At 39.2% G+C, this 17184-nt stretch carries 16 protein-coding genes; 12 read left to right on the forward strand and 4 right to left on the reverse strand.

Annotated features, from left to right (window positions below; all coding sequences use genetic code 11):
- The first annotated feature begins 157 nt into the window (after window positions 1–157).
- The 8 genes from B2V92_RS12130 (at window position 158) to B2V92_RS12165 (ending at window position 6640) form a co-directional block, all read left to right on the forward strand.
- Window positions 158–754 (forward strand): hypothetical protein, encoded by a 597-nt coding sequence (locus tag B2V92_RS12130; protein ID WP_293308247.1) that lies wholly within the window; start codon window positions 158–160, stop codon window positions 752–754.
- A 680-nt stretch (window positions 755–1434) separates the two neighbouring features.
- Complete coding sequence (locus B2V92_RS12135) at window positions 1435–2016, forward strand: Crp/Fnr family transcriptional regulator (RefSeq protein ID WP_293308249.1); 582 nt, start codon at window positions 1435–1437, stop codon at window positions 2014–2016.
- Window positions 2017–2082: 66 nt separating this feature from the next.
- On the forward strand, window positions 2083–2739 hold the full coding sequence (locus B2V92_RS12140; RefSeq protein WP_293308251.1) for a hypothetical protein: 657 nt from the start codon (window positions 2083–2085) through the stop codon (window positions 2737–2739).
- 133 nt (window positions 2740–2872) lie between these two features.
- Window positions 2873–3439, forward strand: a complete 567-nt coding sequence (locus tag B2V92_RS12145; protein WP_293308253.1) for a TetR/AcrR family transcriptional regulator — start codon at window positions 2873–2875, stop codon at window positions 3437–3439.
- Window positions 3440–3445: 6 nt separating this feature from the next.
- Window positions 3446–4348, forward strand: a complete 903-nt coding sequence (locus B2V92_RS12150; protein ID WP_293308255.1) for an alpha/beta fold hydrolase — start codon at window positions 3446–3448, stop codon at window positions 4346–4348.
- Window positions 4349–4436: 88 nt separating this feature from the next.
- Window positions 4437–4661 (forward strand): hypothetical protein, encoded by a 225-nt coding sequence (locus tag B2V92_RS12155; protein ID WP_293308257.1) that lies wholly within the window; start codon window positions 4437–4439, stop codon window positions 4659–4661.
- 264 nt (window positions 4662–4925) lie between these two features.
- A complete protein-coding gene (locus B2V92_RS12160) occupies window positions 4926–5933 on the forward strand; it encodes a phosphotransferase (protein WP_293308259.1) in 1008 nt (335 codons plus the stop codon).
- Between the two features lie 251 nt (window positions 5934–6184).
- Complete coding sequence (locus B2V92_RS12165; RefSeq protein WP_293308261.1) at window positions 6185–6640, forward strand: hypothetical protein; 456 nt, start codon at window positions 6185–6187, stop codon at window positions 6638–6640.
- A gap of 57 nt (window positions 6641–6697) precedes the next feature.
- Here B2V92_RS12165 and B2V92_RS12170 read toward each other — a convergent pair whose 3' ends face one another.
- From B2V92_RS12170 to B2V92_RS12180, 3 genes are all read right to left on the reverse strand, one after another.
- Window positions 6698–7327, reverse strand: a complete 630-nt coding sequence (locus B2V92_RS12170; protein WP_293308263.1) for a hypothetical protein — start codon at window positions 7325–7327, stop codon at window positions 6698–6700.
- Between the two features lie 260 nt (window positions 7328–7587).
- A complete protein-coding gene (locus B2V92_RS12175) occupies window positions 7588–8826 on the reverse strand; it encodes a sensor histidine kinase (protein WP_293308265.1) in 1239 nt (412 codons plus the stop codon).
- A complete protein-coding gene (locus B2V92_RS12180; protein WP_293308267.1) occupies window positions 8826–9500 on the reverse strand; it encodes a response regulator transcription factor in 675 nt (224 codons plus the stop codon). Before B2V92_RS12180 ends, B2V92_RS12175 begins: the two co-directional genes overlap by 1 nt.
- Before the next feature lie 145 nt (window positions 9501–9645).
- Between B2V92_RS12180 and B2V92_RS12185 the strand changes: the two genes are divergently transcribed.
- The 4 genes from B2V92_RS12185 to B2V92_RS12200 all read left to right on the forward strand — a co-directional run bounded on the left by B2V92_RS12185 (window position 9646) and on the right by B2V92_RS12200 (window position 15680).
- Window positions 9646–10746 carry a DUF4856 domain-containing protein gene (locus tag B2V92_RS12185; protein WP_293308269.1) on the forward strand — a complete coding sequence of 367 codons (1101 nt, stop codon included), beginning with the start codon at window positions 9646–9648 and terminating at the stop codon, window positions 10744–10746.
- 76 nt (window positions 10747–10822) lie between these two features.
- Entirely contained in the window at window positions 10823–11941 is a 1119-nt protein-coding gene (locus B2V92_RS12190; protein ID WP_293308271.1) for an imelysin family protein, read from the forward strand.
- Window positions 11928–13280 carry an HTTM domain-containing protein gene (locus B2V92_RS12195; RefSeq protein ID WP_293308273.1) on the forward strand — a complete coding sequence of 451 codons (1353 nt, stop codon included), beginning with the start codon at window positions 11928–11930 and terminating at the stop codon, window positions 13278–13280. The genes B2V92_RS12190 and B2V92_RS12195 overlap by 14 nt, the downstream gene beginning before the upstream one ends.
- 3 nt (window positions 13281–13283) lie before the next feature.
- On the forward strand, window positions 13284–15680 hold the full coding sequence (locus tag B2V92_RS12200; protein WP_293308275.1) for a TonB-dependent receptor: 2397 nt from the start codon (window positions 13284–13286) through the stop codon (window positions 15678–15680).
- Window positions 15681–15814: 134 nt separating this feature from the next.
- On the opposite strand, the gene B2V92_RS12205 is transcribed toward B2V92_RS12200, so the two are convergent.
- Window positions 15815–17184 (reverse strand): outer membrane beta-barrel family protein (locus B2V92_RS12205; protein ID WP_293308277.1); only part of this gene is annotated, 1370 nt, incomplete at its 5' end.

Genomic DNA, 17184 nt, shown 5'->3' on the forward strand with positions numbered 1-17184 from the left:
TTTTGTATTTTATATTCTACACATTTTTGATCAATCTGATAAAAATTTACTTTTCTGATATGCCCTTGCAGGCCCTAAAGGCATACGGTTGATAATTGTCATCCAGATATTTTGTCCACCTAATACGTGGAAAGATTGATAAGGTTAACTTTGCCGGATGAAAAACGTTCTCACCATTCTCGTGCTATTATCTGTTGTATCAAATGCCAGGGCCCAAACCACCGGTACCGTATCCACAGAGATTTTGGCAGACACCCGTATCAGCTTTAATAGGAAGCTGGTTAGAAAGGAATCATACGATATCAGGCAGTTGCCATGCTCAGCGTACCTTTTCAGGCAGCCTGGTGAATGTGGGGTTGAGATTGAAGGCTTGACATTTATAACCCGGAATAATTCGATAGCAGGTATAAAAGGTTTCGATCTGCCGGAAGAAGCCCTTATGGAAATTAATGCGCGTTTGGAGCTTCTGGATAAACTCCAATGGGCATACAGCGAAGCATCTAACAGCGAATACCGCTCAGGACAAAAAGATATACACGCTGTGGTTTTTAACGACAGAAGATTTTTTGCTATTTTAAAGGCAATAAGGACAACGGCCCGGGCCATAAAGAAAATATATCTATCGGATCTTACAGTAGGGGAAAAGTCAGATGCCCTGGTCAGGATGCGTCCAGCGAATGTCGATATGCAATTTTACAGACAGCTAACGGAAACTGAAAACCAGAAGATGATCGCCGGTAAAATAAGGCAATGATTTTCGGGAATTGCAAACAGACTAACCAGTTCCGTTGAAATACACAGCATGTCCAGTTTATTGTTGCCATTGAAAAATTTTCATGATCAGCAACCTATTCCAATGGCAAACGTGTAAATATATCAAAGAAAGTAACGGTGTGGCAGCATTCCAACCAGTTAAATATCCCTATCGCAAACAGCCATAAAATTAATTCAATCGTACTTGGTGATCAATATGATGCAGACATCAACCCAAAAGATAATGAATGGGTGATGAGGAAAAAATAAATTTTAATGACAAGTTATAGCAGGACGAGACAAAGGTATTGAACTTTTCCAATGCTGAATTGACGTTTTTATAGCTTTTTTTCTAAATCCAAATTTTTAGCCAAATCGGCGATTTTGCATAAATCAGATAGGAAAAACTGCGTCAAACATCCAGTTAGGCCCACTGCTTTAAACCCCTTTAAGGATAACTTGAAGGGTTTTTTTTCGTTGACCCAAACTATACGAAAAATAATTATTATCTATCATTCACCATTGTACCCAATTTCTGTGCGCTGCCTATTTGAAGCCCGCTATCCGATTTGCCAGGCGTAAATTATTTTTCAAAAACATTCCTGCTTGATTATCTGTAATTTATCCGATATGTTTTTATAGCGCAAAAAAGCATTATAACGCAAATTATGTAATATGTAGATGGAACAGGATAAGTACAAGCGGGATTTTATTGGTTTTGTAGAACGTCTATGTCCTTTGGGGAATGATGCAGCTACCATATTTTCTCAACAACTGGTAACCGTGCGTTTTAATAAAGGAGAAACCATATTAAAGCAGGATGGTATCTGCAGATATGTGTATTTTATTAACAGTGGATTGGTTAAAACATGGTTTGAAAGCAAAGATAGGTCTTTCATTATGCGGTTTTTTGCAGAGGGAAACATGTTCACCGTTTTGGATAGTTACCTTGCTCAACAGCCGTCGGCTTATGCAGTAGAGGCTTTGGAAAATACGGTACTTACGCGCATATCAAAAACAGATATGGATAAACTCTGTGCGCGTTTCCATACGGCAGAAACTTTCTTCAGAAAACTGATTTCCATGGCTTCGGTAAATATGATGTCGAGGATCGGTGAGATACTGGAAGAACAGGCTTCTGTACGTTACGAAAACTTTTTAGGGGAGAATCCGGACCTGGTGCAACGCATCAGTCTTGGCGATATGGCCAGTTATCTTGGTATTACACAGGTTTCGTTAAGCAGGATCAGGGCCATAATATAGTTTTTTATCATTTGATAAATTTTCGCTGCCAAAGATCTGCTAGGTTTGATCATTAATCTAATGTTTATGAAAGCAAAGTTTTCTGTACTGCAAAAATTAAGCTTAATCGTTGCGGTTGTTTTTACCATTGTTGCACCGGTAATGGGTTATCTGGCTATCGGATTACCTCCGGTTCTTATTGTGGGCGGATCTGCGCTGATTGGCTTGGTATGTTGGTATTTTACCTATCTGAAAGATCCTGTGGATCCGAAAATTATTTTGCCGCTTTTTCTGCTCACTGTGGCAGGTCTTCAGATTCACATTATAGAAGAATACCTTACTGGTTTTGCGCCGGCAATGAGCAGACTTTTTGGTATTCCATGGAGCGAGAAAAGTTTTTTAATGGTTTTCGCGCTGGTTGGACCAACAATTTATACCCTTACGGCCCTCGGCTTATACCGTAAGATCCCGATTGCCGGTTTCGTGGCCTGGTTTATCTTTATCGGCCCCGGAGTAGCGGAGTTTACGCACTTTATTTTTCCGTTGATCAGACCCGAACTAAACTCAGCAACGCCAGATCCCATTACAATGCCTGTCCATGGAGAATTGATTGCTAATATGCGTAACTATTACTTCGGTACAACCGGAAAGTATTATTTTCCGGGGATGTGGACAGCTATATTACCCATGGTACCTGGGATTTATGCCATTTATCGTTTGTTTAAATTAAAAAGGACGCTGTAACTGATTTGTCTGAATTAAATCCTCAAAGATCTACGTTAAAAGGGTGAGGCATCTCAGTCAGATGTAATGCAGATTTAAAACTCAGCAAAAAGAAAAATGACACAAATTTGTGTCATTTTGCGTATATTTGTGCATGGTTAATGATCAGCAGATAATACAGGCCGCGATAGCGGTTTTGGGCAATGATTTTTCCGCGCCACTTGATGTAATTGCAGACAAAGCAGGTGTGGCCCGCAGAACTTTATACCGACGCTATAAAGACCGTGAGCAATTGATATCGGCGTGCAGAAAAGAGACGATGCTGATCTGTAAGGCAGCAATGAATCAGGCTTATAACAGTAGCCAGGAGCCGCTGAAACAATTGGAACGGATGCTGTATGCAGGTATAGACTGCAATTATAAATATGCTTTTTTAAATAAGCTCCAACAACGCGAACAGCCCAAGCTTTTCAGTGATCATGACAAAAATGATTTGGATGATAACGTCAAATTGAAGTGGCGCGAACTTGTTATTGTCCTGCAGAAAGATGGGATCATTAATAATGATATAAGCGTCCATTGGGTATTTTTTCTGTTTGACGGCATGATCAGCACAACCATCACCGCCATCGAATCGGGCGATGTTGCTGTAAATGATGTTAAGCCTTATGCATGGAAATCTTTTGCCCGGAGCATTGGAATTAAACTAAAACAAAAATAATTGACTATGGATAATACAGGAGGCATTTTGGTGCCAAATGATCGGGAACTTGCACTTAGTCTTGGATCTTTTGAAAGCAGGGAAGTACAGGTAAATGATATTACATTACACTATGTGGAAGGCGGAGCGGGGCAGCCCCTGATATTTTTGCCAGGATGGCCGGAAACCTGGTGGTCCTATCATAAGATCATGCCAGAACTGGCTAAGCATTTCCGGGTGATCAGCTTGGATATCCGCGGCATGGGCAATTCTTCTAAGCCCACATCGGGCTACCGCAAAAAAGAGATGGCATCTGATGTAGCGGAACTGGTTAAAAAACTAGATTTGGGAAAAGTGCATATTGCCGGACACGATATCGGCGCGGCTGTTGCCTACAGTTTTGCAGCGGTATATCCCGAACTGACTTCCAGTTTGATCATTATGGACACTCCGCCGGTGGATGAATCCATTTACAAGTTGCCAATGCTTCCCATACCCGGAATGTTCTATCCATGGTGGCTTGCATTCAATCAAGTGGACGAAATACCGGAAAAAGTTCTTGAGGGCCGCTATTCTTTTATTTTGGACTCGGTTTTTGATGGCCTGTCGGTCCAAAGCGATGCGATAAATGCTTTCGACCGCTCCGTATATGCAAGGACTTACAATATCCCGACGGGCATACGTGCAGCGAATGGTTGGTACAAAGCTTTTGTTAATGACATTGAGGACAATAAATATTATCAAAAAATCAATGTCCCTGTGTTAGGTATAGGCGGATCTGGATATCACATGATTGAAAATTCCCTGCCCGCTTTAACAACTGATCTTAAGCTCTGCAAAATCGATAATTGCGGACATTTTATCCAGTCGGAAAAGCCGGAGGAATTGACTGTTGCGATTAAAGAATTTTTGGCAACAATTAAAGATTGAAGCATTTTTGGGAATAGAGATTCTTGCAAATCCATAAATGCTTTTTAATTGGATTTATAACTTATATTAGATCTTTATATTTAAAGATATGTTCAATAAACATGAAGATCTAGTGGCTTTTGATTGTGCTGCGCTTAATTCTAAACTCCGCTTTCATACCGGCGGGCTTTTGAATGTGCAGGGAAAGCAAATACCTGCGACGATCAAACCACCATTTAATCCTGCAGGACAGCAGAATTATTTTAAACTGATCATTGTTGCAATCTGCACGATCATTGGCTTTTCTCTTTTTGTAAAGCTGTTTTCAAAGTAGCTTTACTTATTTCGTTTTACTTTACTCTTTCTCTCATAGCGGACAAATGTTCCGCCTTTTTTATTTGGTTTTTGTGCAAGATTTTATTCTTCCAAACACAATTTTTTAGCCAAATCGACGATTTTACGAAGATCAGATAGGAAAACTGTGTTAAACATCCAGTGAGGCCCACTGCTTTAAACCCCTTTAAGGAGAACTTAGAGTTTTTTTTGTTGCCCGAAAACTTTTTAAATTTGCCAAACATTTTAAATTCCTTTGAAAGTAATGTTCCCAGATCTTTTTTCTACTTTGCCAGCCGATAGGATAGAGGCAGTACAAAGCGCCCTAAAGCAAATTTTACCAGGTATTGCCATAACCGAAATCTCTCTTTTATCGGGAGGATTGTCAGGCTCGTTAGTTTATAGGTTCGCAGCCGAAAATAAAAATTATACATTAAAACTTAATCCACCCGCCGAACGCGATAGCGTGTTTTCCGATAACTTGTTGCTTGCATCCGATGCCGGTGTGGCACCAAAGCTCTACTACAACAATCCTGAACAAGGCATTATTATCAGTACTTTTATAGATAACAAGCCGGTTAGGGGGATTTTCAGCCCTGATCAGCTCGCTGTAAAACTTGCCGAAAAGATCAGGGCAATGCATGCAGTTATTTCCCATAGCAAGGTTACTGATCTTTTTGCAACCGTAGATGGTCTGATTGACTGGTTTAAAAGTACAAACAAGTTGGGCGGAGTAACATTTGAAGAATGTTTTGAACTATACGGCCAGATAAAAGAAAAATATCCGCTCGAGCGCGCCGACCTTGTATTTAGCCATAACGATCTGAATCCTAATAATATCCTTTGCGACGGAAAGAATATTTGGATCATTGATTGGGATGTAGCCTCTATCAACAACCGCTATATCGACCTGGCAAATGCAGCGAATTATTTCGTACATACAATTGAAGATGAAAATGCATTTCTGAAAACTTATTTCGGTAAAGCGCCAAACGACCATCAAAAAGCCTGTTTCTATCTCATGCGTCCGGTCTGTCGGATCATTTATTCTCTAATGATGTTCCAACTGGCATTCCATGCAAAATCTGCAGATTTTAAGCATAATCAGGAGATGGAGGGTATGGACATGGCGTCGTTTGGTGCACTTATAGGAAGTGGTAAGATTTCATTAGCTGAGTACGATGGTCAGTTGATGTACGGAAAAACACTGATGAATACCGCTTTAGCACAGATGCGTGCCGATCGGTTTGCTGAAAGCCTTACAAATCTTTAAACAGTTATAAGGCAACCAATATTAATCGGTAGCCTTTTTGTTTCTCTTGTTTATCCCTTTAAGGATAACTTGGATTTTTTTTGTTAGGCTAAAAGTTATTTGGAGGCTGTATAAAACAATGTTTCTAACAGTAATGGCATGATCGAAATGGACCTTTTTGAGTAGTTAAATAAATTATGAAAAATTACCAGTTATTTTTGTTTTTCGTGCTCTGTTATGCAGTTGGCAGTTGTAAACAGACTGCGGAAAAAGTGGATGGAAAAGATTCAGTAATTGTGTTTCAAAAAAAGACCAAGAAATCCCCTGCTTACAAAAGTTTTAAGTCTTTCAAAGGTGATACGGTTGCATATATGAAATATAATTTTGAAAATGATGCCGATTATTATCTGAACAAAAGAATGGATGTTTTCTTCAATGCTGTTGAGCTTCCTATACATAATTTTGTCTCGGGCAGTTGGGACGAAAAAACTGGTAAAACAAATTTTTTGGTTTTTCATTTTTATTCGGATAAGGATGAGGACCTCAGAAGGAGGACTCAAAAAAATCCGCTAACGCTTTATGTATATTTCAAAGAACCGGTACTTTATAAAGAATTGGTCAGATACAGCAAGAGAAAAACTACAGATCAGCTTGAACCGTTATGGGATGACGAAGCCAAAAAATTTCTTCAGAAGACAAAAATCAAAGCAATTAGTCTTCCAAAATAACTGATGAAAAAAGGATATAAGCTTTTTTTCGATGGATAAGGGGCTTAAATTTATTTCTTAATCTAAATTTAAAAAGTAATTAATTTCAAGGAATTTCCTGGAACTTTCAATACTGTCTTTTTTCATCTTTAATTCTTTTAAAACGCCTGCAACCTTGATTTTTTGCTCAGGAAGTTTGATCGAATCTTTGGCATGGGCGATCAGAAAAGTTTCAGATGATTCTTCATCCCTGATTTCATAGATGTCGTACTGATCAATGATGGGTACAGTAACAAAGGTCATAGATTTACCGGTAGAGATGGGGATCAGAATAAAACCTGTAAAATCTGATTTGGATTCCTTCATTTTTGGAAATCCGGTAATAATTGCATTAGAGGAGATAATGCCAATGCTGTTTGCCTCAGAAGGCAATAATTCCTGCGCCTTATATTTCTGATAGTTCAGTTGTAACTTATCATCCAGTTTCGAAATAAGTTCTGCTTTGTCGCTTGCATTTAGTTTAGAAATAGCCAACTCCAAGAAAAGTATGGTTTGCTGCTTTTCATTAAATAATCCACCGATTTTTCCTACTTCAGCCTGGGATATAATACCATCTTCTGCATGGGTTAGCAGGTTATAAAACCGTCCTCCATTATCTAATGAACGTATCGCTTCGTCAAAATTTATATAGGGTTCAATCTGTTTCATTTTATCTGCAAATTTTTTATTATTGGAATTTAGGATTTTTGGCAAGCACATTCCTTATGTGGCCTGAATATACTTTATCGGAAAAAACTGACATTCTACAGCACTAAATATAGCGCAAAAAGGATAACCTTACAAACCATTGTATGTATACTGATTTAACCTAAAAAGGGTGTTCCGTTAAAAAAAGAATCCAGACCATAATAGTCACTGGCATTTAGGTTTTCAGTAAAAGTGGTTGAATCCTCATTTTACAGCATAAATTAAAATGTAATTTCGAAAATATGTTCCCCATTCGTATAGTGATAGGATAAGTTCCAATCATACAACAAACAGATCTGTTTAACGATTGGTAGGCCTAAGCCGTTGCCGGTTTTGCCCATGATATTTTTTCCAAAACGGTTAAATAACTTCGATTTATCAAATGAAAGTACGTTGCCCGAATTTATGAATGAGATTTTGTCCTGCAGAAGGATAATTTTTGCATTTGCACCTTTCGGAGAGTGACTTATCATATTGGATAAAAAATTCGAAATCAGGATTTCCATTAAAGATGAGCTTGCCGTAAGTGTTTTTGGTTTGATTTCAGTATTTAAGCGGATCTCTTTATGATCGATAAGGTCTTCCACCTGTTCTATCTGACGGAGAAGTAAGTGCGACAATTCTAAATTACTTTCGTCCGGAAATCCTCCGTTTTCGAGCTTGGCGAGTAACAAAAGCCCTTTGTTTACTTTGGTTAATCTGTTAACGGCTGATTTGGCATCGCTGATAATATTGGTCATCTCATTACTCTGGTCAATCTGGCTCATCCTATCGAGTTTGCCCTGGATGATGGATAAAGGCGTCTGGATTTCGTGCGAAGCATTCTCTGTAAATTCTTTAAGCGTATTATATTCTCCTTTTGCGCGTGTAGCAAGTTCGATGATTACCTGATTAAGCTCCTTAAATTCGTCGATATTCGAATGTTCCAAAAGCAATGCCCGATCTGAAGAAACAGAGTAATTTTTTAATCTTTTCAGGTTAATTTTCATGGGATTCCATATTGCCCTGTTCAGTACATAGTTCATTACGGCACCAACCACAATCAACATGATCGCAATAAAGAGAAAAATAAAAAGAATAGCGCGCGAATAATGGCCCCATCCAATGTAGGTGGTCATTACCTGTATACTGTAAATTTTGTTTTTTATTTTTCTGGATTGGCGGAGCAGGTAATATCCTTCACTCTTGCGCTGGATATGGTCATAAATGAGCGTATCCTTAAAAACGGGAACATTGAGCGCAGTATTTTGATCAATTTCTTTTACAACAACTAATGGGAAATGTACTGCACTACCTTTTTTCAGCTCTGATGTTACCATATTTTCCTGCAATTCGAGCTGTTCTTTAATCTCTTCCGAAATTTCGATATACAAAAAACGGTAAAGTAAAAAACCGCTCAATAAAAGTACCGAAACGGTGAGCCAGATGTAATTGAGATTACTTTTGGTGAGCAGGCGCATTACCAGGTAAATTTATATCCAAGGCCCCTAACTGTTTTAATATAGTCGGTTCCATTGGTTTTAATTAGTTTTTTACGCAGGTTCATCATGTGTACATAAATCACATCAAAATTATCAGTTTCATCAAAACTGTCGCCCCAAATGTGTTCAGCTATTGCCGATTTGCTCACCACCCGGTTTTTATTAACCACAAAATAGATTAAAAGCTGGTATTCTTTTTTGGTGAGTTTAATTTCTTCTTTCCCGAACAGCAGGCACTTTCCGGCAGTATCGATCGTAAATCCATCAAAGAGGATGTTTTCTTCCCCCTGTAAAGCTTTCCGGCGGTAGAGTGCATTTACCCTGGCACTCAGTTCTTCCAGGTAAAAGGGTTTTGTTAAATAATCATCTGCACCCAGGTTTAATCCGTTTACTTTATCGGCGAGCGAGTTTTTTGCAGATAGGATCAAAATACCGGTTCCCATCTGGCAGGCCCTGATCTGAGAAATCAGGTCTATTCCGTTTCCATCAGGAAGCGTAATGTCTAATACAACTCCATCGTAAGCATAAGTATTTATTTTTTCAACAGCCTGTCCAAAGTCATTTGCCTGCTCGCAGATGTTTCCATCCGACGAAAAATAGGCGAGCATCTCGTCCAGTAGAACCGGCTCGTCTTCCACAAATAGTAGTTTCATGATTAGTTGGATTTTCTAAAAAAAAAATCTGAAAAATTCCAATTCTTTAGAAAAACTTTAGAATCGGTTTTAATCTTTGCACAAGAATAAGGCTTATTTAGACTTAATACAAATTGAAATCAATAAAAATTATATAATCAATAAAATGAAAAACAAATACTTTAAACACTCGGCGTTAGTAGCCCTTGCAGTTTTAAGCCTTGCATCATGTAAAAAAGATAAGGTAGAAGATGAAGTTATTGCGCCATATGATGTACCAAAAACCTATAATTTTACTGATGCTAAATATGCTTCATCAACCGCACGTGTAAAAATGTGGGCTGAACTAACCGGATATACTACTACCGGCAGTTCTGGTGCTGTATCATTAGATGCTACAAAAGCCAACAATTTATGGAACAATAGCAACAATCCTTTTACCGATGCTACATTGAATACTTCGGGTGTAAATATTGCCGGAAAAATTACCGATGGTACGACTTTTAAAGCTATAGTAGATAATCTGGTTACCGCTAGCCAATCTTTAGCTGCTGTGGGCAGCGATGGAACTGCTGGTTACGTAAACCGTACAGCCACAACGAAAGTAGCTGTTGATGGTAAGGGTTTCGAATATCAACAAGGTATTGCCAAAGGTTTAATGGGAAGTTTATTGCTTAAACAGGCAATCGATTTATTGGCAAATGTAAAAACTGATGCAACCATTGAATTGCAAAAACAACATTTTGATGAAGCTTTTGGTTATTTGAATGTTCCGGTCGATTATGATCCAACTGTAGATTATACTAAGCTGGCTACCGGTGATCCGAAAAAACCGTTGGCCTGGGGCGGTTATTTATGGGAACGCGGTAAAGGTATCAAAGCTGGTGAAGTAATTTTTAATGCCTTTTTAACCGGAAGAGCTGCAATAGGTGCTAAAGATGTTAAAGTACGTGATGCACAGATCCAGATTATTTTAGACAAATGGGAGCAACTGGCTGCAGCTGCTGCATTAGAATATGTTACTTCTCCTACTACCGGCGATGTTGGTTTGGGTGTATGGCCAGGAGCTAAGTTCCATGCCTTATCAGAAGCCTGGGGTTTTATTTCTACTTTTAAATACAGACCTGCCACCAGTAAACTTACTGCAGCAAACTATACCAAGCTGAACGAAATTATCAACACCAGCTTTTATACTTTGTTAAACGCACCAGGCTATCCTAAATTGGTTGAGGCCCAGGGAATATTAAAAGCAACATACGGTCTTTAATAATTAATAAAATATAACTGATATCAGGACTCTCTGTACTTTATCGTACAGAGAGTTTTTGAATTTTAAAAAAAATATGATGGCTAGAATAAATAAAATAGGGATTTCTGTTGCGTCGGTATTATTGGTGCTTTTTTACATTTCGTGTTCTAAAAAAAGTAATCCTACTGATGAACCAACTACGAATGGTTTTGATAAGGCAGCCATGTTAACCAATTATGCCGATAATTTAATTATACCGGCCTACGAGCAAACACAGCAAAAATTAACATTGCTGCAAACTGCGGTAAGTGCTTTTTTAGCTACACCCAATGCAACAACGCAGGCAGCATTAAAAACTGTTTTTAAAGACAGTTATCTGCAGGTAGAACGTATTTCGGTGTTAGAATTCGGTCCTTCGAGGAATATTGCTTTCATTGGTTTTATTAACACATTACCGGCCAACACCATGAAAAAAGTTGGCGAAAAAACCGATCTGGCCATCATGGAAGAAAATATTGCCAATGGCAGCTGGAATTTGGTGCAGAACTCGGCCATACACCAACAAGGTTTCCCGGCTTTGGATTACCTGTTTTTTGCTAACGATGCCGTTGCCAAATTTGCAGATGCCAACAGTGCAAACCGCAAAAGGTATGTTCAGGATGTACTTACCAGGATAAAAAGCCTGTTAGATCAAACCTTATCAACCTGGAAAAGCACTTATCGTGGCCAGTTTATTTCGAACACACAGAGCAATTCGGGCAGTCCGATCAGTTACATGTTAAACCAGTTTGCTTACGAAATGGATATGCTCAAAGGTCCACGCATTGGCTGGCCTTTTGGTACACAATCTGGAGGTGTTCAGTTTCCTGAACTTTGCGAAGCTTATTATTCAGGTTTATCGCTCGATTTGGCGATAGAGAATATGAACGGTCTTAAAAATATGTTTACCGGTAATAATAGTGGTAAAGGAATATCCGATTTATTGGTAGCCCTGGGTAATAAACAGTTAAGGGATGATATAATAAACCAATTTAGTGTGGTTGATGCCAAATTAAAAGCAATTCCAGCTCCTTTATCATCGGCATTGGCCAACAATAAGCCTGCAATTGAGGATGCAAACAAAGAAATACAACTTTTACTAAGGTTAATCAAAACCGATGCTGTATCTAAATTGGGTGTACAGATTTCTTATGTAGATAATGACGGCGATTAACAAAGCCATAAAGTGGATGCAGTTACCCGTACCGGTTGCGCCATTAATTACATTCCGGATATTATTTGGCAGCATTATGCTGCTAAGTACTATTCGTTTTTGGCTTAACGGGTGGATTACCACACAATACGTTACTCCAAAATATCATTTTACTTTTATGGGATTTAACTGGGTGCAACCGCTTAACAGTATGGGGATGCACCTTGTTTTTATCGGTATTGCCTTATCGGCCCTTGCCATTGCGCTGGGCTTCTGGTACCGTTTTGCCATCGTTACTTTTTTTCTGCTTTTTACCTATGTAGAGCTGATTGATGTAACCTATTATTTAAACCACTATTATTTTATCAGTGTGGTTAGTTTTATAATGATATGGTTGCCTGCAGGACGGTTTTTTGCTATAGATGTAAAATTGAACCCAGCTACGCGCATAACCGAAGTACCAAAATGGATGGTAGGCAGTATCAGGTTACAGCTAGCGATTGTTTATATTTTCGCGGGACTTGCAAAACTAAATCCCGATTGGCTGCTTGCAGCACAACCAATGAAAATCTGGCTGCCCACAAAAAGTCACTTGCCCCTTATAGGCAATTTGATGTACAAAGCGTGGATGGCTTATTTTTTTAGCTGGTTCGGTGCTTTGTACGATCTTTTTATTGTGTTTTTTTTATTAAACCGTAAAACGCGTTTCGTAGCTTATCTTGCCGTACTGGCTTTTCACATTGCAACGGCCATATTCTTCCCGGCGATAGGGATGTTCCCTTATATTATGGTATTAAGCACCTTGATTTATTTCAGCGGTAATTTTCACCTTAAATTATTGGGCTTCTTTTATGCTTCGGTTGAAAATTTTAAAAGTAAACATATCTTTTACCAACCTGCTTTTAAAAAGGGGATGTTAACTTTTTTTGCACTGTTTTTTCTCTTGCAGATCATTATCCCGTTCAGATACCTTGCTTACCCAGGACCATTGTTCTGGACAGAAGAGGGCTATCGCTTTTCGTGGCGGGTAATGTTGATGGAAAAAGTGGGCACGGCAACTTTTTATGTCCGTGATAAAACAACAAAACAGACCTTCGAAATAAACAACGCCGATTTTCTGAGTGCGCAGCAAGAAAAAATGATGGCCACCCAAGCCGATCTTATTTTAAGATACGCACATTATCTTAAACAGATTTACACCCAAAAAGGCATTAAAGAGCCAGAGGTTTACGCCCAGGTTTATGTAACCCTAAATGGGAGCAGATCTGCCGGTTTTGTTGATAGCAGTGTCGATCTGGCCAGCCAAGACCTTAGTTTTAAACATTATAAATGGATTTTGCCATTTAATCCAAAACCCTAGTACATGAGAATAACATACATATTGTTTTTTTGCCTGATCACTGTTTTTGCCAAAGCCCAGCAATTTGAAATAGCCGGCAAAATAACTTTGTTGCAAAAACCGGTCGAAGGCGCAACCATTACGCTGAAAAACCTGGGCAGAGCCACGGTAAGCGGTGCTAATGGTGAGTTTGCATTCAAAGATTTACCGGCCGGAAAATATAACATCGCCATCTCTTTTGTAGGTGCTGCAACCGTTAAAAAAACAATCGAAATCATTGATCGCAATGCGCAGATGGATATCATACTGCAATTGGATAAGGCCATTGAGCTTGATGCAGTAGACATTACCAAAATAAACGATAAAGTTGCCGATAAACTGAACCAGGTAGAAGGAACCGCCATATATGCCGGTAAAAAAACCGAAGTAATCAACCTCAAAAATATAAATGCCAATTTAGCTACCAATAATGCGCGGCAGGTATATGCCCGTGTTGCAGGTTTAAATATTTGGGAATATGATGGCGGTGGTTTACAATTGGGCATTGGTGGCCGTGGACTTAACCCAAGCAGGGTATCTAACTTTAATATGAGGCAGAACGGATACGACATTAGTGCCGATGCACTTGGTTATCCCGAAAGTTATTATACCCCACCAACCGAAGCTTTAGACAGGATTGAAATTGTAAGGGGTGCCGCAAGTTTGCAGTATGGTACGCAATTTGGCGGTATGATCAATTTCAAAATGAAAAAAGGCCCTACGGATAAACCTTTTGAATTTACAAGCAGACAAACCCTGGGTTCGTACGGTTTTTTAAATTCATTTAACAGCATTGGCGGGCAGGTTAAAAAATTGAATTATTATGCCTTTTATCAATATAAAAAAGGGGATAGTTGGCGGCCAAACGGACATTTCGACCAAAATACAGCTTATGCCCACTTAGATTATGCTTTTACCGGCAAACTGAAATTAACTGCCGAATATACCCACATGGATTACCTGGCACAACAGCCGGGGGGCTTAACAGATGAGCAGTTCGAAGCAGATGCTTCGGTATCGGTTAGGGCAAGAAACTGGTTTAAGGTAAAATGGAATTTGTTTAACCTAAGCCTCGATTATCAGCTTGGCGAGCGCACCAAACTGAATTGGATTAACTATCATTTAGATGCCGGAAGAGATGCATTAGGGGTTTTAAGCTATATCAACCGTCCCGATCCGGGCGAGGGTACACCAAGGGATATGATGGCCGATAAATATGATAATTACGGTTCGGAGCTTAGGGTATTGCACCAATATAACTTGTTTAATAAGCAAACCAATAGTTTACTGGTAGGTGCAAGGGCATATAAGGGACTAACTTTTAAAAAACAGGGTGATGCCGATACCGGTTCGGGAGCTGATTTTAACTTTTTGAATAACCAGGCGAATAAATCTGATTTCCGGTTTCCGGGTACGAATCTAGCCATTTTTACAGAAAATATCTTTCAGATAACGCCTAAACTGAGCATCACGCCTGGTGCGAGGTTCGAGTATATCTATACGGGTGCCAAAGGCAATTATACCCAGTTTCAATTCGGTGTTCCCGATCTGATTAAAACCGACAATAAAAGCAATCCACGTTCATTTATACTTTTTGGTATAGGTACTTCTTATAAACCACATCCTGCCGTTGAGCTTTATGCCAATATTTCGCAGAATTACAGGTCGATAAACTTCACTGATTTAAGGGTGCAGAACCAGAACGCGAGGGTAGATTCTTTATTGAAAGACGAAAGGGGATATACTGCCGATGGTGGTGTGAGGGGAAATTTAAAAGATTGGCTATATTACGACCTAAGTGTGTTTTACCTGAAATACAACGACCGGATCGGCTCGGTTTTTACCACCGATGCCAGCAACATGATTTACCGTTTAAGGACAAATGTGGCCGATAGCCGCAATATAGGTTTCGAGAGTTTGGTAGAAGCTGATTTGTTAAAAGCCTTTACCCAGGGTGCGAGCAAGTATAAACTGGTGGCCTACACCAATTTTTCGCTGATAAATGCCCGTTACATCAACACCAATAATACCGCAATTAAGGATAAAGAAGTAGAATTTGTGCCACCGTTATTGTTCCGTACCGGTTTATCATTTGGTAACAAAATTTTTAATGCCAGTTTGCAATATTCTTACGTAGAAAAACAATTTTCTGATGCTACAAATGCCGAGAGTACCCCAACAGCTGTAGATGGGATTGTACCTGCTTACCAGATTGTAGATTTTTCGACCAGTTACAACTGGAAATGGTTTACCCTTTCGGGCAGTATTAATAATCTTTTGAACGAAAAATATTTTACAAGGCGGGCTGATGGTTATCCGGGGCCCGGCATTTTGCCTTCCGATCCGCGAACTTATTATTTAACGCTTCAGTTTAAGCTGTAGGTGATAATTTAATCACTTTTTGTCCCAATTATCGGAGATAAAAAGGGATGCACACAGATATAAATCCGTGTTTATCTGTGTGCATCCTTGCCTGACCGGCTGGGCAGGTGGGGTTACTATTAAGTAATCAATCTTTATCTTCCTCCACCTACATCCGGTAATTGTGGGCTATTGTCTTCCTTCGCATCTTTTTTGAACTGTAATTTCCCAAATTTATAAGATAGTGTAATCCCGAATGATTGTACCGGCACCAACCTCAGATTGGTTTGGTCGAAATTTGGTCCAAAACTGGTCTGTTTTTGGGTGATGTATTTATTAAAAGGATTTGCAGCGGTGAGGCCAATACTTGCATTTTTATTTAAAAACTGTTTTCTCAACGCCAGGCTATAATTAAAAACAGATGGCCTTGTGCTTCTCAGGTTTTTTTGGGAAGAGTTGTAGTTGCCAAATACTTCAGCCAATAAATTATTTCCAAATTCATAACTTGCATTCAGATTGGCCCGGTATGCAAAAGCACTAACACTTGCCAACCCCGGCGATACATTATTGCGGTTGCCAGCCTGTATATTGGTGCGCAGGTTTAATTTTTCTGTTACCGGAACCGAAGCAAATAAACTCGCACCAATGCTCGTTTGCGTACCCAGGTTAAACCTCTGCGTTAATGAAACAGCAGCATAATCAATGCCGTTTATCATAAGCACATCATAGTAGGTGGTAAGCTGCTGCATATCGTCGGTATTTCTGCGATAATAGCCTGCAAAATAAATATTCGCACCATTTTTAAAGTTTTTGCTGTATCCAAGTTCGAAATTATTGCCTATTTCAGGTTTTAGCAGCGGATTGCCCGTGCTGATATTATGTGGATCGCTGATGTTGTAGAAAGGATTCAGGTCGCCGTAATCGGGCCTTTCTATCCGGTAGGTATATGAAAGTTTGATCGATTGCGTTTCATCCAGTTTATGCTGTAGGGTAAAGGATGGTGCAAAAGTATTATAACCGGCAATTTCTGCTCCCGAAAAGTTGGCCACTTTGCCTGTACGTTCATACCTAAGCCCTGCTTTTCCGGTAATAAAATCTTTAAAAAGTGAAAAAGATGCCGATAAATATGCCGAATAAATATTCCTTTTGTAATTAAAGCCATAGGTTTGGTTTGCATTGTTAACATAAGTGCCGTTTGCCGTTAAAGTATCGGTAATTACATTATTGTTCAGGTTGTCGATAACCAGTTTTGCGCCACTTTCGAGGGTGAATTTTTTACTTACTGGTAAAGTATAGTTTACCGACATTTCAGTTTCATTTTCTTTACCCGGATTTGAGCTGATCAATCCTGTTGTAGGATAATTCCCGTTCAGGTACGCAGAATTTTGCGAAGCATTGATGGTATTGTTTCCAAAACTCGAATTGTAAAGGAAATCGAGTTCGTGACCTTCCTTTTTAAAGCTTTTTTTATAGGCAAGACTGATATCGGTAGCGTTCGCACTAAACCTGCTCGCCGAATTCCTGC

The organism is Pedobacter sp. UBA5917 (assembly GCF_002432345.1).
Classification (GTDB): domain Bacteria; phylum Bacteroidota; class Bacteroidia; order Sphingobacteriales; family Sphingobacteriaceae; genus Pedobacter.